Origin of the sequence: Segatella copri (genome assembly GCF_949820605.1) — a bacterium.
GTDB lineage: Bacteria > Bacteroidota > Bacteroidia > Bacteroidales > Bacteroidaceae > Prevotella.
In genome coordinates, this window is sequence record NZ_CATKVU010000006.1 from 303,872 (window position 1) to 323,442 (window position 19,571).

Consider the following 19,571-nt stretch of genomic DNA (forward strand, 5'->3'; position numbering starts at 1 on the left):
CAATGAATAAAGAGAATATTGGTTACGTTTATATCCTCACCAATCCGAGCTTTCGCGAGGATTGGGTGAAGATAGGTAAGAGTTCCCGTCCGGTGGATTGGTATTAAAATAGGTGAGATAGTTACTTTTATTCCAACTGGTATTGAGGTTAGAGTGGCAAGTGATGATACGGTGGAGTATCAGAACAGAATCTACAAACTCTCTCCTTTTGTAGGAACTTTCTTGCCGGTAGAGAAACAAACTCCTTCTGGCGCATATCAAGGAGCTAAGTACTTTTCCTATAAAGGTAAGGTACTTGATGAATTGAGAAAAGAGAAAGAACTTTAGTAAAAATATATAAAAGCGACTTCTTGGTTTTAATGCCAAGAAGTCGCTTTTATATATTTTGAAAGTCTCAGACTTTTCCCATTTTCTTTCATTTTACGCCAATCTCAGTCTCAGCGAATTAAGCACTACGCTCACACTTGAGAAGGCCATCAGGGCACTTGCCCACATCGGGGTTATCTGGAAATCAATGCCGAAGATATGAAGGGCGCCGGCTGCCAGCGGGATGCAGATGATGTTGTAGATGAACGCCCAGAAGAGATTCTGCCAAATCATGTGAACCGTCTTCTGACTTAGTTTTACGGCTTCCGGAAGTGCCAGGAGGTCGTCGCTCATCAGCGTAATCTGTGCCACATCCATCGCCACATCCGTTCCCTTTCCTATCGCCATGCTCACGTTGGCAAGGGCTAGGGCCTGGGTGTCGTTGATTCCGTCGCCCACCATCACTACCTGCTTGCCTTCGTCCTGAAGTTTCTTTACCAATGCCTGCTTGTCGCCAGGCAGCACCTTGCTCTGGTAATGCTTGATGCCGGCTTTCTCAGCCCAATAATGAGCCGCTTCCTCCTTGTCGCCACTCATCATATAGACCTCTATTCCCCTTTCCTGCAACTGCTTCATCGCTTCCTGGGCATGAGGCTTGAGGGTCTCTCTCGTCTCCAGATCCAAATCCCCCTGCTTGGTGAAATCGATGTTCTGGTTAGGAATGGTGAGAGTGCCGGTCTTGTCGATGACGAGGGTGTTGATCTTGTGGAGATTCTCCAGCGCCGACGCATCCTTGATGAGTATCTGCTTCTGCGCCGCCTTGCCGATGCCCACCATCAGGGCGGTAGGAGTAGCTAAGCCCATGGCGCAAGGACAGGCGATGACCAATACGGCTACGGCTGAAAGGATGGCCTGAGGAAGAGCAGCGTTGCCGCCTATCAGCCACCACGCCAGGAAGGTGATGAGGGCGATGGCTGCCACGACTGGAACGAAAATCAGAGCCGCCTTATCCACGATGCGCTGCACGGGCGCCTTACTGCCCTGCGCCTCCTGAACCATGCGGATGATGTGTGCCAGGGCGGTGTTCTCGCCAATCTGCTTGGCTCTCATGCGGAGCTTTCCCTGACTCGGAATGGTGCCAGCCAGCACGTTGTCGCCTGCCTTTTTCATCGCCGGAGTCGGTTCGCCGCTGATCATCGCTTCATCTACATAGGCTGCATCGGGAGTCATGAAACTCTCTGCCTGGGTAACCACGCCATCCACCGGAATCTTTTCGCCGGCTCTTACCTCAATCATGTCGCCTATCTGAATGGTGGAAATCGGAACTTCCTCCATCTTATAGTCGTTGGTGCCTTCTATCTTCTCGTAAGTCACCAGTCGGGCGGTTTTCGGCTGCATTCCCATCAGTTGTCGGATGCTGCTCGCCGTACTGTCCTTTGCCTTTTCTTCCAGGCATCTGCCGGTCAGCACGAAGGTGATAATCATCACGGAAGCATCGAAATAAGTGTGCCATTCTATGCCTCTTGCTCCCCATACCATTTCTCCGAAGAAGGTGTTGAAGGTGCTGAAGAGGAAGGCGATGAGGGTGCTGAGTGCTACGAGCGAATCCATGTTTGCCGTATGATGCAGGAGCTGCTTCCAAGCGGAAACATAAAACTGTTTGCCGCAGTAGAGCAGGTTGGCGAGTGCCAGGAGCAGACAGATCTGGTTGGCGAAGGAACTCGAGTGATGAGCCGAAGTAACACCATCTGAAATCATATTCTGTTCCATACGCAGGGAAATCCATCCCATGGAGAAACACATGGTCAGGATGGCGAAGAGCCAGGAAGCCAGGGTTCGGCGGCGCAGGAGTGTGAACTCACGGCGGTTGATTTCCTCCACGCTTCTGTCGCTTTCGATAACGAGGTCGTAGCCGGCGTTGCTGATTTCCCGTTTCATATCTTCCAGAGAGATAATGTCGGGGTCATAATCTACCAGGGCAGTTCGGCTTGCCAGGGAAACCGAGGCGGAGTTGATGCCTTCTAGCGACTGCAGCTTCTTTTCTACATTGGCAGAGCATACGCTGCAAGCCATGCCTATTACTGGAATTGTTTTCTTCATCTGTTTCTTATATAAATGTTCTGAATTCTATAAGCAGAAGCTTTCATATCTGCTTTTCTGCCTGCAAAATTACATATTAATTATGGAAGAAAAAAGATTTATGGTGAAAACTTTTGGCTGCTCCATGAAAATCACTATAATAAGGTAGATGAAAATGCGATGTTTCAGGTAAGGGCACAAAAAAAGGCAGGTTCCAAATTGCTTTGGAATCTGCCTCCATCATTTATGGGAGATGATTATTTGACTTCGATGTTCTTTGTAGTCTTAGCCTCCTCCTTAGGAGTAAGCTTTGGAATCTCGACCTCGAGTATACCATCAGCTACCTTTGCTGAAATCTTCTCACGATCAGCATCCTCAGGCAGCGTATAACACTGCTGGTAGTTGCCGTAAGAGAATTCGCGGCGCAGATAGTGCTCGTGCTTGTCTTCATCCTTGTGTTCCATCTTGTTCTCGATGGCGATGTTCAGATTACCATCGTTATCGATGTTTACACGAACCCACTCTTTCTTCAAACCAGGAGCTGCAACCTCCATGATGTAATTCTTATCTGTCTCCTTGATGTTAATGGCAGGAGCAGTAGCATTCATACGTGACATTACTTCGGTATTGAATAAAGTATCATCAAAGAAGTTACTCAACCAATCTGAATCATTATTTCTACGTGCTAACAACATAATTAAAACCTCCAAATTTTATTTTACTCGTCCTCTCGGTTCCTTACGGCTCCGTCGGGATTTCTGTTTGTTAATATTCTTGTTATTTCTTTTGCCTCCACCTCGAAACTCCGTTGTTCTTCCGAACTCCTTTGTCTTTTAGCTTCAGCTTTCACTCTCTGTTTTTGCAACTTATGTGCCAGCGGACGGAAAGTGTAAATATTGACACGAAAGGATAAATATTTTAAACTTTTCTGCCAGATGATGCGGTTATCTCAACAAAAAAGTGTAACTTTGTCACCAACTTAAAAATCAAAGCATAAATCGAATAAATAATAAGATCAATGAAGAAACAACTATTTTTTATGGCGATGCTTCTGGCGATGTCGCTTTCTGCCAGCGCACAGCAGCTTCTTCCTTATCAGAATCCGAACCTTTCTGCTGAGGCTAGAGCCAACGATTTGCTTTCCCGTCTTACCCTGGAAGAGAAGACGAAGTTGATGATGGATACTTCTCCGGCTATCGCCCGATTGGGCATTCCGCAGTTTCAATGGTGGAACGAGGCGCTGCACGGAGTGGGGCGAAACGGATTCGTTACCGTTTTCCCTATCACGATGCACATGGCGGCTTCGTGGGACGATACCTTATTATATAAGGTGTTTACTGCCGTGAGCGATGAGGCGAGAGCCAAGGCGCAGGAGGCGAAGAAAAGCGGCAACATCAAGCGCTACCAGAGTCTGAGTTTCTGGACTCCGAACATCAATATCTTCCGTGACCCACGATGGGGACGTGGACAGGAAACTTATGGAGAAGATCCATATCTGACCACAAGAATGGGACTTGCCGTGGTGAATGGTTTGCAGGGACAGACCTTCGATGGCAAACCGATGTCGGCTCCGGGAGTTCTGGCTACACCTTCCTCACAGGCTCCCCAATACGTCAAGCTCCTAGCCTGTGCCAAGCATTTTGCCGTACATAGCGGTCCGGAGTGGAATAGGCACAGTTTCAATGTAGAGGATTTGCCTGAGCGGGATTTGTGGGAGACTTATCTGCCCGCCTTCAAATCGCTGGTGCAGGATGGAAATGTGGCTGAGGTGATGTGCGCCTATCAGCGGATTGACGGAGCGCCTTGTTGCAGCAATGCCAGGTATGAACGACAGATTCTTCGTGATGAATGGGGATTCAAGGGATTGATTACTTCTGATTGCGGAGCCATCAACGACTTTTATGTGCCTGGCCGACATGGTACGGCAAAGACTCCGGCTGAGGCTACGGCGCAGGCAATTGGTGCCGGAACCGACGTGGAATGCGGAAGCGTTTACCGTTCGCTTCCTGAGGCGGTGAAGACAGGACTAATCAGCGAGGAAAAGGTGAACGAGAGTTTGAAGCGCCTGCTGATAGCCCGTTTTCGTCTGGGTGATTTCGATCAGGACGAGAACGTGCCTTGGACTCAGATTCCATCTTCAGTCATTGCCAGCAAGGCGCATAAGAATTTGGCAGAGAAGATGGCAGAAGAGGGCATCGTGCTTCTTCAGAACCGAAACAATCTTCTGCCACTGAAATCATCAGGAATGAAGTTTGTGGTGATGGGGCCGAACGCCAACGATTCCATCATGCAGTGGGGCAACTATTCGGGTTATCCTACTTCTACTATCACCATCCTGCAGGGCATCAGAAAATATGTAAAGGATGCCAAGTATATTCCTGCCTGCACGTTGACAAGAAATGAAGTTTCTGAAAGCCGGTTCAATCTCCTGACTTCTGCCGATGGCAGCAAGGGGATGAAGGCTACTTATTGGAACAATTCTGAGATGAAGGGCGAGCCGGTGGCTACAGCCATGATGACTTCGCCTATCAATCAGAGTAATGGTGGAAATACCGTCTTTGCACCGGGAGTGAACCTTACCAACTTCTCAGCCCGATACGAGGGTGTCTTCATTTCTGAACAGGATGAAACCTTGAATATCAAAATGGGGTGCGATGATGGTTACCGGCTCATCATTGATGGCGATACGGTGGCGGATGTATGGAAGGGACGTGCCCGTGTGCAGATGCTCAACAAGCCAATCTCCGTAAAGGCGGGAAAGCCGATGAAGATTCAGGTGGATTATTTCCAGAAGACCGATATGGCGGTGATGCAGTTTGACATCGTGAAGAACTATACGCCAACCGAGTCTCAGCTTCTGGCAGAGGTTGGTGATGCTGATGTGGTGGTATTTGTAGGCGGTATTTCTCCTAGTCTTGAGGGTGAGGAGATGAAGGTCTCCGAACCGGGATTCAAGGGTGGCGACAGAACCGACATCGAGTTGCCGCAGGCTCAGCGCAAGGTGATGGAGATGCTGCATCGGGCTGGCAAGCGAGTGGTGTTCGTCAACTGTTCGGGCAGTGCCATTGCTATGGTTCCTGAAACCGAAAATGCGGAGTCTATCCTTCAAGCTTGGTATCCGGGCGAACGGGGTGGCGAAGCCGTGGCAAAGGTTCTCTTTGGCGAGGTGAATCCATCGGGCAAGCTTCCGGTTACCTTCTATAAGAGTACTTCCGATCTCCCAGATTTCCTCGATTATACGATGAAGAATCGCACCTACCGTTATTTCAAGGGTGAGGCTCTTTTCCCATTCGGTCATGGATTGAGCTATACATCTTATGAATATGGAAAGCCGGCATTGAAGAAAGTGAAGAGTGAAGAACGAAGAGTGAAGAATTCTTCGGCTTATTCCTTGAACTTCTCTTTATCTAATAAAGGCAATAGGGAAGGAACGGAAGTGGCGCAGGTTTACATCCGTAGAATGGATGATGCTGAGGGTCCTATCAAGACCCTGAAAGCCTTCAAGCGCATTACTTTGAAAGCGGGCGAGAAGCAGCAGGTAACCATCAGTCTGCCTCGCCAGAGTTTCGAGGGTTGGGATTCCCAGACCAATACCATGCGTGTGGTTCCCGGCAAATATCAGATCTTCGTAGGTGGTTCGAGTGCTGAGGCTGCGAAGAATGTGATAGAAGTGAAAGTGAAATAAAATACTGATATAAAAAGAGAAAACTCGCCATGACTTTGAGGGTCTTGGCGATCTTTTCTCGTTTTATTTCCCGAATCTGGAAGTATCTACTTCTTCATGCTGCTTGGCCTTGTAGCCGCCGAATCGATAGTTGAGGGAGAGGCCTATGATTCTGCCAAAGTACATTTTGTTGATGACGTGCTGACCTCGGTAGGTGTCGTGCAGATGGTTGTCGCCTGTCTCGAAGATGTCGTTGCAGTAGGCTTTCAGCTGGAACTTGTCATCCTTGAGAGGCTTCCAGGTGAGGGCTGCGTTGAGATAGCCTGAGGCAGGGATGTCGATGATTCCCTGGATGGCGTCGGTATGGACGGAAGCATCGAGGTTGAGAAGCACATGCTTGCCAAAGAGAAAAGTGCCGTTCCACTGGGCTTGACAGAACCATTTGCTGCGGTCGAATGGAAGATCATAGAAGTGGGAATTCTTGTCGTTCTGATAAATGCCGGTGAAAGTAAGGCGATTCTGCCACCAGTTGCCTATGTTGATTGGGGCTGTGAGCATCAAGCCTACCTGGTTTACATGATCGAAGTTGACATGCTTGTATTCCATCTCCTTCTTCTTGTCGCTTTGGTAAGGAAGCTGACGGAATTCATCTTTCGAGTTGTTGAAGAAGAGACTTGCCACGTATCTGCTGTGCAGAATGTAGGTAAGCGAGAGGCTGAGGTCTCGTGATGGCTTCAACGTCGGGTTTCCTACAATCTTTCCATATCCGCCCACATTATAGGTGGTGAAATTCTTCACCGACCAATAGGTAGGGTAGTCTCTGGCGCAATCCAAGTCGAATTGGATGACATGTCCTGCCTTTGGAAGATAGGTGATGGAGAGTGTTGGGAAGAGGTTCCACTCATCCCAGATTGGGGTGTGGTAATATTCTTCCATGAGCGATGCTTCCATCGTGAGTTTTTGACCGAATGACTTGCTGGCTCCGACGCAGAAACTCATTTGGTCTTCGTTTTGAATGGTGTTGCCATCAGAAGACTTGTTGTTGTTTTCCTGCGAACTCTTGTCTCTTGATGTGGTATAATTGATGCCGTAGTTCAAGCCCCAGTCTTTTCCTAAGTCGTGCTCCTGCTTGAGGTAAGCGTGCCATTTGTCGATTCGCTGCTGGCTTGTGATGTCGTAAATCTCATCGTAGAGACTGCTTTTCAGCCATTGTTCATCCGGTGAATTATAATAGGTGTATTCTGCTCCTGCCGAGAAGCCGAATGGTGTGGAGTAATCCAAGCGGAAGTTGTGAAACTGACTCTTGGCATGGATTCTGAGAAGGGATGTGAAATCGCCATCATCCTCTGACGTTCCTCTCGTGTTATTGAGTTGTGAGGTGTAGGCAAAGCTGAGCTGATGATTTTTCGCCAGATGATAGTTGATGCCTAGTCGGATGTTGTGGTTGAGATGGCGTTTGATATTGTCGCTATGTGTAGAGAAGGCATAGGAAGTGCCATCAGTCAAGGTGTGGGCAAACTCATTTTCATAGTAATAATATCTCTTGCCATGACCGAAAGAATAGAGCATGTCTATTTCCCATTTCTTGTTGGTGAAGAGCAAGGAGGTGCGCTCTGTGTAACTGTTGCGGTTCTGGTGGGTGTAGCCGCCGAAGAGCTCGCCTTGCAGGGAGTGAAAGCCTGTGTTGTGCTTCAGCAGGAGGTTGATGACCTGTCCCTTTACCTGATAGCGGGCTGGGGCTGAATAGATGACTTCAGCGTTGGCGATGCGGCTGGTAGGAATCGTTTTCAGAAGCGAATAGAGCTGCTCGCTCGTCATGGTGGTAGCCTTGCCGTCTATCATCACGGTTACGGATTGGGCGTTGAGGGTCAAGGCTTCATCCTGTTCGCTCACGCCAGGCAGTTGCTTGATGGCTTCATAGGCATTATCCACCGGATGGTTTTTGATGAGTTGAGGCAGGTCATAGGTCAATGCTGCTCCTTTCACTTTTACGATAGGTCGGTTGCCTTTTACCATCACATCGGGGAGGGAATGGATGATGCTGTCCATTCTCAGGGAATCATTTCTGTTTCCTTGTGCCCAGCCGGCAAGACTGATGGCCAGGCAAGCGCTTAATATAACCAATCTTTTCATATTCTTCTTATTATCTTTTTATCGTTCTTTCGGAAAAAAAACTCCCGATTTCGGTTGCAAAAGTACTGTAAAAATCTCGTGTCAGCAAGGATTTTTGATTATCAAGTCTTATCAGAAGTGTTATTTAGTCTTATCAAATCAGAAATAATTCCCTGAAAAGTATCTTACTTATCTTCTTTTTTATTACTTTTGCAAGCATGAAGTTACATCTTAAATACATAGTTACGCTCGTCATCACGGCTTTGGTCTGCATCTTCGCATATCAGACCTATTGGCTCGTGGGGCTTTATCAGTCTCAGGAAAAGGAGGTTGAAGCAAAAATCAAGGATGGAATGGAATACGCTCACTTCATGGAGATGAAGAAGCGAATCGAACGATTGCGCAATGATGATAAAGGGCCTCATAGACAACTGACGGGTGCTGTTGCTTTTTCTATGGATGAAGACGATGATATAGATCAAAAGGTAAAGGTGAAAAAGGTTCGTGGAGGAAAGATCGTTCAGTCTGTTCAAACAACTTTTACCAAGCAAGAGAAGCGTAGTGAAGATGACAAGGACCAGGAATTGATGATGATGATGTCGGGCAAGCTGGCAACTATGGTGCAACAGGCGCTGTTTGGCAAATTGAATGAAATCGCCAAACCTGACATCAATGACTATGACAGTGCATGGGTTGCCAAGATGCTTTCAGACAGTTTGCTGGTGGGCGATAATGCTCATCTCCTTCCGCATCAGATTCAGCTTTTAGCAGGAAAGAAGATTTTGGCGAAAGTGACGACGAAGGGGTATGTGCCTTCCGCCAATGCCAAGCAATACCAATATGTGGTTTGTAATGAGGGGGAGGCGAATGAGGAGAAATATGTCCTTACCCTAGAGCCGCTTACGATGACTGTGCTCAGCCAGATGGCAGGCATCCTTGCCACATCGCTCTTCATCATGCTCATCCTGGCTTTCGTCTTTTGGTTCCTAATTCATACGATGCTCAAGCAGAAGACGCTTGATGAGATGAAGAGTGATTTTACCAATAATATCACGCACGAATTGAAGACTCCGATAGCCGTAGCCTATGCTGCCACCGACTCCCTGCTGAACTACGGAATGCTCCAGCATCCTGATAAGGCGCGCAAGTATCTCACCATCGCCCAGAAGCAGTTGCAGACGCTCAGCGGATTGGTGGAACAGATTCTGTCGATGAGTATGGAACGACGGAAATCGATGTTTCTCAATATCGTGGAAGTTCCTGTGAAGGAGGTGATTGAACCATTAATCTCCCAGCATCAGCTGAAAGTGAAATCAGGAGAAAGAACGGATAAAAAGGTGAGTATTTCATTGTCCGTAGAACCGGAAAATCTGGTGGTTCATGCCGACCGGATGCATTTCTCAAACATCGTGAGCAATCTCATAGACAATGCCATCAAGTATTCTGAAGATAGCGTGAAGATAGAAATCAAGGCTTTCCGAAAAGCCGAGGATGAAGTGCTGGTTTCCGTATCTGATAATGGAATCGGTATTGACCACGATAAATTGCCTTATATTTTCGACAAGTTCTATCGGGTGACGGATGGCAATAAATATACGGTCAAGGGCTATGGTCTCGGGCTTTTCTATGTCAAGAGCCTGATGGATAAAATGGGCGGTTCTGTTTCCGTAGAAAGCGAGCCGGGAAAAGGAAGCTGCTTTACCCTGCATTTTCTTAAAGGGTAAAAAGGTAAAAGGGTAAAAAGAACCTAGTCCCTTTTGCACCCCCGTTCCCAGCGATTCCATCGCTGGTCTCCCAAGTCTTAATCTTAAAAGTAAAAAAGAAAAAATGAATAAGATAAAAGTATTACTGGTAGAAGACGAAACATCCTTGGCGATGATTCTGAGCGACACCTTGGAGGCGCAGGGCTTCGAGATGCGCACGGCGCATGATGGCGAAGAGGGACTTCGTATGTTTGATGACCAGAAGCCTGATGTGCTGGTTGCGGATGTGATGATGCCCAAAATGGATGGTTTCGAGATGGTGCGCCGTATCCGCAAGACGGATTCCCGTACTCCTGTACTTTTTCTCACGGCTCGTTCGGCGGTGAATGATGTGGTAGAGGGATTTGAATTGGGTGGCAATGATTATCTGAAGAAGCCGTTTGCCATCCAGGAGCTCATTGTCCGTATCAAGTCGCTTTGTCATCGGGCTTCTGCAGGAAATATTTCTTCTGAGGAACCGAAAGGGGGAAATGTTTCTCCTGATAATCCAAATGCTGCTGATCAATGGCTCTCCATCGGTCGTTATCGCCTGAATGTTACCAGTCAGATTCTGCAGTTGGAAGGTAAGGATACAGAACTGTCACATCGTGAATCCGAAATCCTTCGCATGCTTGTGGAGAGCAAGAACAATGTGGTAGAGAGCAAGGATATTCTCCTGCAACTCTGGGGCGATGACAGCTTCTTCAATTCCCGCAGTCTCCATGTTTTCATCACCAAGCTCCGCCACAAGTTATCTGCCGATGAAAATATCAGAATCATCAATGTGAGGGGAATTGGGTATAAAATGATTTGCTAGAATCTTGTAAAAGAACTATTCTTCCTATCCATCAACAAGCGCATCGAATGCCTCTTTGAAGTATTTGTCGAACCACTCGACTGGGTGATCTGTTATCTGATGCTTGCCTGATTTCTCGATGTGAATGGCAACAATGTCGCCAAAATCGGAAGTGCCATCAATGAAAAGAATGTTTTCAAAAAGTGGTAGAGAGGCTCTTACTCGTTTGATGCCTTCCGTGAAGTTATATTCTATCACGTCTTGGTTTACATTATGACCGCCCAATATATGGCGTTGGTCAACACGAGTGGAGGAGTCGATAATATGAGATAGACCGAAATATATCAAACAAATCTTATAGTTTGCATTTTTGAAATCTTTGATAAGATTGACAGGTAAATCTGAGGAGAAATTAGTTTCAAAGGCATAATTTTTCTTTAATAGGATAGCTTCGTCTTTCTCTTTCATTAGTGTGGAGATAACGGTTCCTTCTACCCACGAATCTTTCCAGTCTGGATGTTCCTTACGAAGTTTCATGGCAAGTTGATCTCCATCAAATGCTTTTACACTTGAATAGAATGGGCCAAGTTTGCTTTTTCCAGCTCCGTTTGGTCCTGCAATAATGGTGAATTCTAGTCGTCGTGTCATAGTTGCAATTTTTTTGAGGATTATGCATGGAGCAAGTAGCTCATTTTCCCCATTCCCGGAGCTGCTACTTGCTGGATAACAGTATATTTTCTAGTCTTTACATCAAAAGTCACTTCATCATCACTTCCGTCAGGATTAGCTAGAAAAACTTTTTTCCCCTCAAAATACGGCACGGAAATACCTTTCGCCCACGCTTCCAGGTAGATTCGTTCCACCTCATCGTGTACGGCATTGTTGATTTCCCGAATTGTCTTGCCATTCGAGAGTCGCCAACCTTCTATTTCTTCATATTTGCACATAAGCCTTTAACCTTTAGAAAACCTTTGAAAAATCTACTGCAAAAATACGAGGAATCTTTTTAATAGCCAAATGTTTTAACCTCTTTTTTCTATCAGCTCTTATCAGAAGCATCTGTTTTTGAAAGTTTTTCCCAAAAAGGTTTGTGGTTTCAGGAATAATGGCTAATTTTGCGGGCTGAAAGGAAAATCGCTTGATAGACGATGATTCTTGGAATGATATAATATAAATAGGATATGGATAGGAAAAATGATGGCCTCAGACTGATGGATGGGGCTGGATATAAGAAGATAATAATTGTTTGCGACTCTTATAAGGGCTGCCTTTCGAGCAGAGAGGTAAATGAGGCGATTGCTTCGGGAGTGAAGGAATGGAATGCGGATGATGTTGCTCCCGAAATAAAGAAATTGTCTCTTGATGCTGCTTCTGAAATGAAGAAATTGGATTCAGATGATGCTTCTCCCGAAATCATTACCCTGGAAATGAGTGATGGGGGAGAGGGAATGCTCGATGCTTTTCTCTCGGCGATGAAGGGAGAGCGAGTGAGGATTCATGCCCATGATGCGCTGATGCGATGGATTGAGGCGGAATACGGAATCGTGGATGATACGGCGATTATCGAGATTGCGCAGACCGCCGGACTGGCTCTGATTGAGCCTGAACAGCACAACCCGATGAAGGCTACTTCCTGGGGCGTGGGCGAGATGATTATGAATGCTTATCGCCGGGGCGTGCGCCGTTTCATCGTGGGCTTGGGTGGCAGCGCCACATCCGATTGTGGCATCGGAATGCTTAAGGCGATGGGCGATGACTGGAAGAAAATCCGACAGGAATGCAGTTTTGTGTTGGCTTCGGATGTTACCAACCCGCTTTGCGGCGAAAATGGGGCGGCTCATGTCTTTGCCCCTCAGAAGGGAGCTGATGCTAAGATGGTGCAGATGCTGGATGATAGGGCGAGGAAGTTTGCCGAGGTAAGCGCCAAGCATTTCGGATATGATAGAAGTGAGGCTCCTGGGGCTGGTGCAGCCGGAGGTTTGGGCTATGCTTTCCTGCAATATTTCAATGCAGAGACACGACCAGGGGCTGAACTTCTCTTGGATGAGATTGGTTTTGATGCACTCATTCTGGATGCAGATCTCGTGATTACGGGCGAAGGTCATAGCGACCTTCAGACCTTGATGGGGAAGTTGCCGCAAAGAATTCTTGAGCATGTTACCAATCAGAAAATATGGCTAGTATCGGGCGGAGTTAGCGATAGAAAGGCTATGCTGGATGCAGGATTTGATAGAGTTGTTCAGGTTACTCCTGAAGAAATGCCATTGGATGAGGCGATGAAGCCAGAAGTGGCTCGTAATAACATAATAAAGGCAATTCGTGAGCAATTTGCTTTGTAGTTTCAGCTATTATCTGTACCTTTGTGACCGTTTTCAAATAAGGTAAGAATAATGAAGTATATAATTTTTGATTTTGATGGAACCATCGGCGATTCGCAGAGTCTCATCGTGAAGACCTTGCAGGATACGATGCGGGCAAGAAAACTGGAAGTGAAATCGGATGAGGCTTGTGCCAAGACCATCGGTTTAAGACTGGATGAGGCTTTCGTCTCGCTCTTCGGAATGAGTGCTGAGGAGGGCCTGGAATGTGCGGCAACCTATCGCGAGATTTTCCTGGCGAACAAGAAGACGATGATAGTGCAGCCCTTCCCTCATGTGATAGAAACCCTGAGAGCGTTGCATCGTTGTGGGTTTGTATTGGGTATGGCCAGCAGTCGAAACCATTGCTCGCTGGATGGATACGTGCATCAGATGCAGCTGGAGGATATATTCTCTTCCATTGTTGCAGGCGATGATGTGGAGCATGCGAAGCCGGCACCCGATATGGTCTTCAAGGCATTGGGAGAGATGAAGGGAACGGCAGATGAAACCCTTGTAGTGGGCGATATGACCTTCGATGTAGATATGGCGCATCATGCCGGCTGCAAGGCCTGTGCCGTGACTTATGGCAACGGAACCCGCCAACAGCTCGCCTCTGCCGAATGGATTATCGATGATTTCACAGAACTCCTGGAAATCGTAAAAGAATAAACTGAACTCTGAATAAAAAGATAATTTTATTCTTGCTGGAATAAAAAAGCGGATAAAGTTATCTTTTTATTCATTTTTTTATAGTACCTTTGCACCCGCAATTGGTTTGCTGCCACCTTCTGCCGCCTCAGGCAGGATGAGTGCGTAGTGATTAAAAGGGAATCGGGTGAGAAGCCCGGACAGTCCCGCTGCTGTAAGCGTCTTATTGCGGCAAGCACCATGGTCACTGACATTTTTTCGGGAAGACCGCTTGCCATGAGTTTTGCATCTTTTTATGTTTACATAGAGTGAGATGCTGGGAGGACGCAAGTCAGAAGACCTGCCGTTGCCATCGGAAAGAAATTCCCAAAGAATATCTCTGGGATATAAAAAGAATACGATTCCGATGATTCTATCCAACCCCGTGGGATGGGTTCGTGATGGAGACATATAGATATTTACTTATTATATTTAGGTTTAAGGTATAAGGAGATTAAATGAGAATAGGAAAATTACTGCTGTGCGTCGGGGGATGCATGGCAGCAAATGCTGTATCGTATGGGCAGAGTTTTCGAACCGATTCGGTGCAGGCCTTGGACGAGGTGGTGGTGAAGGCGATGCAGGAGGTTACTCCCCATCAATCCATCAACTATCAGCAGTTGCAGAACCTGCCTTCCAATAATGTGGCAGATGCGCTGAAATATATGGCGGGCGTGCAAATCAAGGACTATGGCGGATTGGGTGGACAGAAAACCGTGAACGTGCGGTCGCTCGGATCTCAGCATGTGGGCGTTTATCTGGATGGTGTGCGTATCACCAATGCACAGAACGGTACGGTGGATTTGGGAAAGTATTCGCTCTCTACCCTGGAATCGGTTTCGCTCTTCAATGCCAACAAGACGGAGATGCTGATGACGGCTTCGGAATATGCTTCCGCCTCCACAGTTTATCTCAAGACCCATCGCCCCGACAGCACTCAGCTCAAGGCTTCCTACCAGTTGGGCTCTTTTGGAACCCACAAGTTGGCAGCCACTTACAGTTATCGGAATTGGGGCTTCATAGATGCAGCCTTTACCCATAGCAAGGGCAACTATCCGTTTGAATATCATACGGAATATGAAGACACCACGGGAACCCGTCGCAACTCCGACATTACGATGTTCCGCATCGAAAGCTGCGCCTTCTACAAGGGATTGCAATGGCACACGTATTACTTTAATTCCCGACGGGGATTGCCGGGCGGAATCGTGCGCCGACTCTCGGATACCTACACCGATGTGGGCAGGGAATGGGACCGTAACTTCTTCTCGCAGCTGTCGTATCGCACGCAGATCCCTTTGGGAAAGCATCAGCCTTCATCGGAAAATCAGCATTCGATAGGCATCAGGGCGATATTGAAATACGCCAACGATTTCCTGCACTACCGTTCGGATTATCCGGAGAACATCTCGGTTCACGCCAACAACAGGTATCATCAGCAGGATGTGTATGCGGCGCTCTCGGCTTCCTATCAGATTCGCGATTTCGGCTTCTCGGCTTCCAGCGACCTGCGATGGAGTGACCTCACCACCGATGTGAAGAATTTCCACTACGTATATCGCCTGGATAGCAAAAGCTCGCTCTCGGCGTTCTATCAGCATGGGGGATTGAAGGCTAGCGTAAGCGGACTCTATACGCATCTCGCCGACCATACCCAGGGCAAGGCAAAACCTCTGCATAAGATGACGTGGAATGCGCTGGCTTCCTATACGTTGGGCGACTGGACCCTCCGCTCGTTCTACAAAACCGTGTTCCGGGCACCAACCCTCAACGACCTCTATTATACGATGGTGGGCAACCGCAACCTGAAGCCGGAATTTACCAAACAGGTGGATGTGGGAATCACCTTCAGCAGGCCTTTCGTAGATGTGCAGGCAGATTGGTATTACAACCGGGTGGAAGACCGCATCGTTTGTCTGCCTCTCAAGGGTTCGTATCAGTGGACGATGCTCAACTATGGTTACACCCGCTGCATGGGTGTGGATGTGAGCGTGAATGCGCATTATCGTCAGCATTCCCTGCTCCTTACGGGCACGTATCAGGATGACCGGAACCGCACCAACCCGAAGGAGGAAGCCTATAATGACTTCATCGCCTATTCGCCACGATGGTCGATGACGGCAGTCTATACCTTATTATATAAGGGTTGGACTGCATCCATCTCCCACATGTTTGTGGATAAGCGATATTGGACGGCGGAGAATGCCATTGAAGACCCCCTGTCGGCGTACAACTGCACCGACCTGAAGATAGGTTACCGATTCCTGCGCCATTATATGGTGGAGGCAGAGTGCCAGGATGTATTTGACGAGCGTTACGAGATGATTCAGCGCTGGCCGATGCCGGGAAGGAGATTTGGCGTAACCCTTAGGGTTGAGAGTTTATAGTTGAGAGTTTAGAGTTAATAGTTTATAGTTTTTAATTGATAGATTTTCTGAAAATGAGAATAGGATTTGGAAATAAAATTTTAGGAACGCTGGCGATGATGGGATTATCGCTTTTCTTTGTTGCCTGTTCAAACGAGAACGGAGAAGATGATATTACACCGGTGATTCCGAAGCCGGAAATCATTGGCGAGAACCTCATTATCTGCAACGAGGGAAACTGGCAGTCGGATAACGGGCAGCTTTCCTTCTATGATGGAACGGCTGGCGTGCTCACCAACAAGTGGTTCCGACAGGTGAACGGTAGCAAACTGGGAGATACGCCCAATGACATCGTCCAGGTGAATGATACGCTCATTGCCATCGCCGTGAACTGGTCGAACATCATCCAGTATATTCACCCCGACGGAACGGCTTGCGGGGCTACCGAGAACGTGCCCAACAATCGCCGCATGTGCACAGACGGCAACTATCTCTACATCACATCCTACGCCCACAAATGCGGCAACCAGACCTTCGAAAAGGGGTATGTGGCTAAGATTGATGTGAAGACCAAGCAGGTGGTTGCCACTTGCGAGGTGGGCTGGGAGCCAGAAGGAGTACGTCTTTATGGTGGCAAACTCTATGTGGCCAATACCGGAGGCTACGCTTTCTCAGAGAATCATGCGTATGAAACCACCGTGCAGGTGGTGGATGCAGAGACGATGAAATCCATTAAGACCATCGAAACGGGCTGCATCAATCTCTATGGCGAAATGTCGCAGGCAGGTCAGTATCTCTGCATCAATTCCTGCGGAGATTATTACAATGTGAAGCCTAAGACGGTGATTGTGGATTGCAAGACGGATGAGGTGAAAACCTTCGATTTCCCAGCTACCTATAACAGCACGGATGGGGATGTTTTTTACACCGTAGGTTCCGAATTCTCCTATAATACAGGTGAGTATGTCTATTCCATCAAAACCATCAATCCTAAGACACAGGAGGTGAAAGATGGAATCTTCTGTGAAGCCATCACTCAGAAAATCAAGGAGATAACTTCGCCATACGAGCTTTACATTTCGCCTTATACCCAAAACGTGTATTTCACGGATGCGGGTAGTTATGGTACTGCGGGTTATCTTTATGGCTACACCAAGGAGGGACAGCCGGTGTTTGCGCCGCAGAAAACGTATGTGAATCCGGCACATATCCTGGCTTTGCCAATTTATGAAGATAAGTAAGATGAAAGATATGAATAGAATTTTAATGAGCACTTTGCTGAGCCTTTCGATGGGAGTGGCTTCGGCACAGACACAGAATGTGGAAGTAGTGGAGTTTCATCCAGCTCCAGGCCAGTTTGTCAACATCATGCCTCAGGCTGAGGAGGGAACCACCCACGAGGAGGTTTGCAAGGAGGCTACCGAAGCCTTGAATGATGGTCAGATTGTGCATCTGGGTACTTACGGCGGATACGTAACCGTGAAGTTCGACCACCCAGTACAGAACAAGCGAGGTTCCGACCTCCGCATCAAGGGCAATGGCTTTTATAGCAGTGGTGACCCGAAATATGGCAAGGAGACCATCGGAGGTTCCTTTGAGCCGGGCATCGTGTATGTGGGTGTGGGCGATGATGTGAACACCTGCAAGTGGTATGAGCTGGCTGGTTCTGAGTATTATACAGATGAGATTCACGATTTCTCCATCACCTATCACAAGCCAGTGGCAGAGGAAGGAGAGCATTCGCAGATGTTCTCTTCGTTTGATAACTATATCAAGTGGGAGGCTTCATGGACTGATAAGAACGGTGAACGCCGGGATTCTACGGGCTATCACATGAAGATTTCATTTCATAAACAGTCTTTCTGGCCTTTGTGGGAGGAAGGAGAAACCTTGACTTTCAAGGGAGGTAAATTGCCTAGCAATGCCGTGAATTATGGAACCGAGACTTCGCAAAGTTGGGTGCTCTATCGCTACGCCAAGGATGCGTATGGCTACGTGGATGCTTCGCTCAATACTGATGATTACTCCACCTTCGATATCGACTGGGCGGTGGATGAGCAGGGCAACCACGTGGATTTGAAGGAAATCAACTTCGTGAAGGTGATGAATGGAACCTTCCAGTATTGTGGCTGGCTGGGCGAGACTTCTACCGAGGTAACAGGCTTCCAGGACCTTCATCTGGTAGAAGGTTATGATGAGAATCCTATCATCATCACCCCTCGTACCTCTACAGGACTTTCAGTCATCAAGACCGACAGTAAGTTTGTCGCCAAGGATGATAGCTATTACGACCTGATGGGTCGCCGTGTGGCTACTCCGCAGAAGGGAATTTATATCAGAAACGGCAAGAAGATAATCTTCAAGTAAAGTTCTCTTCCGGTGCGAATCATCAATCAAACAGAAAATTCAGTTATTAATAATAAATAATGTAAAGTATGAAAAAGATTTACTTGTATTCTTTGTCGGCTGCTTTCGTTGCAGCCTTGTTGAGTGTTTCATCTGTAGCGAATGCGCAGGATAACAATGCAGCAGTGACTGCTGAGGCTTCGCAGGATGCTGCTGTGGCAACCTTTGAGGATTTGACCTTGGAGCCTGAGAGCCACTGGGCTGGCCCTGCTGATAATGCCGAGGAAGTAGCTGGTGCTTATGGTCCGGAATGGGTTGGTACTTTCAAGAGTGGTTCTTATGAGTTTGTCAACTCTGTAAACCCAGCTTGGGGTTCCTGGATGGGTTGTTCTTACAGCAACATGACCGCAACCTCATTTGAATCTTATGAGAAAGACCAGTGGAATTCTGCTGCAGGTCATGGTGCTGTGGGTTCTACCAATTACGGAGTATTGTATGGAAATTCTCTTCCTAATACACCTATGGAAGTAATCAAGGTGGCTGATGCTCCTGATGGACGAGTAGTAAAGGGTATGAATATCACCAACTCTGCTTGGGTTGTAGAATGCGTGAAGAATGGCAATGGAGCTGCCAATAAGTTTAAGCAGGGTTCTTGGTTCAAGGTAATCTTTACCGGTACTAAGGCTGACAAGTCAACTGCTTCTGTAGAGTATTATTTGGCTGATTACCGTTCGGAGAATGAGTCTGAGTGGACTTGCCTCACAGACTGGGCTTGGATTGACCTTTCTTCTTTGGGCAAGGTGGTTTCCTTGAGCGTTAGTTTCGATGGTACAGATAAGAGCTATGGCTATCTGAACACATCTACTTATGTCTGCATCGACAATGTAGGTTGCGAAAAGAATGTTTCTACTGGCATTTCTGCCAACAAGTGGAACTGTGTAGAGCTTCGCGAGGTGGCTCGATTCTCTGCTGATGGCAAGCGCATCTCTGCTCCTCAGAAGGGTCTCAACATCATCCGCATGAGCGATGGTTCTACCCGCAAGGTGGTAGTAAAGTAATTCTGCTTTTTAGCAATCAGTGAAATATCTGAAAAATAATAAGCCCAGAGCAAAT

The 19,571-nt window shown here is 47.4% G+C and carries 16 protein-coding genes and 1 riboswitch; of the genes, 11 read left to right on the forward strand and 5 right to left on the reverse strand.

The genetic code is table 11. The features are described from left to right. Positions 1 to 2 precede the first annotated feature (2 nt). Both RCO84_RS02285 and RCO84_RS02290 read left to right on the forward strand, forming a co-directional pair. The gene (locus RCO84_RS02285) at positions 3 to 107 is read left to right on the forward strand and encodes a GIY-YIG nuclease family protein (RefSeq protein ID WP_260849602.1); all 105 of its coding nucleotides are present in this window, start codon (positions 3 to 5) and stop codon (positions 105 to 107) included. A 46-nt stretch (positions 108 to 153) separates the two neighbouring features. Then, entirely contained in the window at positions 154 to 327 is a 174-nt protein-coding gene (locus RCO84_RS02290) for a hypothetical protein (RefSeq protein ID WP_287798266.1), read from the forward strand. A gap of 93 nt (positions 328 to 420) precedes the next feature. On the opposite strand, the gene RCO84_RS02295 is transcribed toward RCO84_RS02290, so the two are convergent. After that, entirely contained in the window at positions 421 to 2,406 is a 1,986-nt protein-coding gene (locus tag RCO84_RS02295) for a heavy metal translocating P-type ATPase (RefSeq protein ID WP_317583758.1), read from the reverse strand. A gap of 236 nt (positions 2,407 to 2,642) precedes the next feature. Further along, positions 2,643 to 3,080 carry an Hsp20/alpha crystallin family protein gene (locus RCO84_RS02300; protein WP_119227235.1) on the reverse strand — a complete coding sequence of 146 codons (438 nt, stop codon included), beginning with the start codon at positions 3,078 to 3,080 and terminating at the stop codon, positions 2,643 to 2,645. A 323-nt stretch (positions 3,081 to 3,403) separates the two neighbouring features. On the opposite strand from RCO84_RS02300, the gene xyl3A reads away from it, so the two are divergent. Continuing rightward, positions 3,404 to 6,070, forward strand: coding sequence for a xylan 1,4-beta-xylosidase (gene xyl3A, locus RCO84_RS02305; protein WP_317577050.1), 2,667 nt, complete (start codon positions 3,404 to 3,406; stop codon positions 6,068 to 6,070). 63 nt (positions 6,071 to 6,133) lie between these two features. Here xyl3A and RCO84_RS02310 read toward each other — a convergent pair whose 3' ends face one another. Further along, positions 6,134 to 8,182: an outer membrane beta-barrel protein gene (locus RCO84_RS02310; RefSeq protein ID WP_144151775.1), complete on the reverse strand. Its 2,049-nt coding sequence runs from the start codon at positions 8,180 to 8,182 to the stop codon at positions 6,134 to 6,136. 197 nt (positions 8,183 to 8,379) lie between these two features. On the opposite strand from RCO84_RS02310, the gene RCO84_RS02315 reads away from it, so the two are divergent. Beyond that, complete coding sequence (locus RCO84_RS02315; RefSeq protein WP_317577049.1) at positions 8,380 to 9,885, forward strand: sensor histidine kinase; 1,506 nt, start codon at positions 8,380 to 8,382, stop codon at positions 9,883 to 9,885. 103 nt (positions 9,886 to 9,988) lie between these two features. Beyond that, positions 9,989 to 10,720 carry a response regulator transcription factor gene (locus RCO84_RS02320; protein WP_317577048.1) on the forward strand — a complete coding sequence of 244 codons (732 nt, stop codon included), beginning with the start codon at positions 9,989 to 9,991 and terminating at the stop codon, positions 10,718 to 10,720. A 24-nt stretch (positions 10,721 to 10,744) separates the two neighbouring features. Here the strand turns inward: RCO84_RS02320 and RCO84_RS02325 are convergent, their stop codons facing one another. Together RCO84_RS02325 and RCO84_RS02330 are read right to left on the reverse strand one after the other, a co-directional pair. Beyond that, entirely contained in the window at positions 10,745 to 11,347 is a 603-nt protein-coding gene (locus RCO84_RS02325; protein WP_317583761.1) for a hypothetical protein, read from the reverse strand. A 20-nt stretch (positions 11,348 to 11,367) separates the two neighbouring features. After that, positions 11,368 to 11,646 carry a xenobiotic reductase B gene (locus RCO84_RS02330; protein WP_317577045.1) on the reverse strand — a complete coding sequence of 93 codons (279 nt, stop codon included), beginning with the start codon at positions 11,644 to 11,646 and terminating at the stop codon, positions 11,368 to 11,370. Between the two features lie 234 nt (positions 11,647 to 11,880). Here RCO84_RS02330 and RCO84_RS02335 point away from each other — a divergent pair, with 234 nt between their 5' ends. From RCO84_RS02335 to RCO84_RS02360, 6 genes are all read left to right on the forward strand, one after another. Beyond that, entirely contained in the window at positions 11,881 to 13,038 is a 1,158-nt protein-coding gene (locus tag RCO84_RS02335) for a glycerate kinase family protein (RefSeq protein ID WP_317583762.1), read from the forward strand. Positions 13,039 to 13,089: 51 nt separating this feature from the next. After that, the gene (locus RCO84_RS02340; RefSeq protein WP_317577043.1) at positions 13,090 to 13,728 is read left to right on the forward strand and encodes an HAD family hydrolase; all 639 of its coding nucleotides are present in this window, start codon (positions 13,090 to 13,092) and stop codon (positions 13,726 to 13,728) included. Positions 13,729 to 13,816: 88 nt separating this feature from the next. Further along, a riboswitch (cobalamin riboswitch) is annotated at positions 13,817 to 14,069 on the forward strand. Between the two features lie 135 nt (positions 14,070 to 14,204). After that, positions 14,205 to 16,133: a TonB-dependent receptor plug domain-containing protein gene (locus RCO84_RS02345; protein ID WP_144151760.1), complete on the forward strand. Its 1,929-nt coding sequence runs from the start codon at positions 14,205 to 14,207 to the stop codon at positions 16,131 to 16,133. A gap of 53 nt (positions 16,134 to 16,186) precedes the next feature. Continuing rightward, positions 16,187 to 17,353: a YncE family protein gene (locus tag RCO84_RS02350; protein ID WP_144151757.1), complete on the forward strand. Its 1,167-nt coding sequence runs from the start codon at positions 16,187 to 16,189 to the stop codon at positions 17,351 to 17,353. A 10-nt stretch (positions 17,354 to 17,363) separates the two neighbouring features. Beyond that, on the forward strand, positions 17,364 to 18,479 hold the full coding sequence (locus RCO84_RS02355; protein WP_144151754.1) for a PKD domain-containing protein: 1,116 nt from the start codon (positions 17,364 to 17,366) through the stop codon (positions 18,477 to 18,479). Between the two features lie 68 nt (positions 18,480 to 18,547). Beyond that, positions 18,548 to 19,516 carry a DUF4465 domain-containing protein gene (locus RCO84_RS02360; protein WP_144151751.1) on the forward strand — a complete coding sequence of 323 codons (969 nt, stop codon included), beginning with the start codon at positions 18,548 to 18,550 and terminating at the stop codon, positions 19,514 to 19,516. Positions 19,517 to 19,571 lie beyond the last annotated feature (55 nt).

Bases quoted from the DNA above. Each gene is read 5' to 3' on its own strand.
- RCO84_RS02285 (WP_260849602.1), top strand. From the start codon at position 3: ATGAATAAAGAGAATATTGGTTACGTTTATATCCTCACCAATCCGAGC.
- RCO84_RS02295 (WP_317583758.1), bottom strand. From the start codon at position 2,406: ATGAAGAAAACAATTCCAGTAATAGGCATGGCTTGCAGCGTATGCTCT.
- RCO84_RS02350 (WP_144151757.1), top strand. From the start codon at position 16,187: ATGAGAATAGGATTTGGAAATAAAATTTTAGGAACGCTGGCGATGATG.
- RCO84_RS02345 (WP_144151760.1), top strand. From the start codon at position 14,205: ATGAGAATAGGAAAATTACTGCTGTGCGTCGGGGGATGCATGGCAGCA.
- RCO84_RS02360 (WP_144151751.1), top strand. From the start codon at position 18,548: ATGAAAAAGATTTACTTGTATTCTTTGTCGGCTGCTTTCGTTGCAGCC.
- RCO84_RS02325 (WP_317583761.1), bottom strand. From the start codon at position 11,347: ATGACACGACGACTAGAATTCACCATTATTGCAGGACCAAACGGAGCT.
- RCO84_RS02335 (WP_317583762.1), top strand. From the start codon at position 11,881: ATGGATAGGAAAAATGATGGCCTCAGACTGATGGATGGGGCTGGATAT.
- RCO84_RS02300 (WP_119227235.1), bottom strand. From the start codon at position 3,080: ATGTTGTTAGCACGTAGAAATAATGATTCAGATTGGTTGAGTAACTTC.
- RCO84_RS02340 (WP_317577043.1), top strand. From the start codon at position 13,090: ATGAAGTATATAATTTTTGATTTTGATGGAACCATCGGCGATTCGCAG.
- RCO84_RS02330 (WP_317577045.1), bottom strand. From the start codon at position 11,646: ATGTGCAAATATGAAGAAATAGAAGGTTGGCGACTCTCGAATGGCAAG.
- RCO84_RS02310 (WP_144151775.1), bottom strand. From the start codon at position 8,182: ATGAAAAGATTGGTTATATTAAGCGCTTGCCTGGCCATCAGTCTTGCC.
- RCO84_RS02320 (WP_317577048.1), top strand. From the start codon at position 9,989: ATGAATAAGATAAAAGTATTACTGGTAGAAGACGAAACATCCTTGGCG.
- RCO84_RS02355 (WP_144151754.1), top strand. From the start codon at position 17,364: ATGAATAGAATTTTAATGAGCACTTTGCTGAGCCTTTCGATGGGAGTG.
- RCO84_RS02315 (WP_317577049.1), top strand. From the start codon at position 8,380: ATGAAGTTACATCTTAAATACATAGTTACGCTCGTCATCACGGCTTTG.
- xyl3A (WP_317577050.1), top strand. From the start codon at position 3,404: ATGAAGAAACAACTATTTTTTATGGCGATGCTTCTGGCGATGTCGCTT.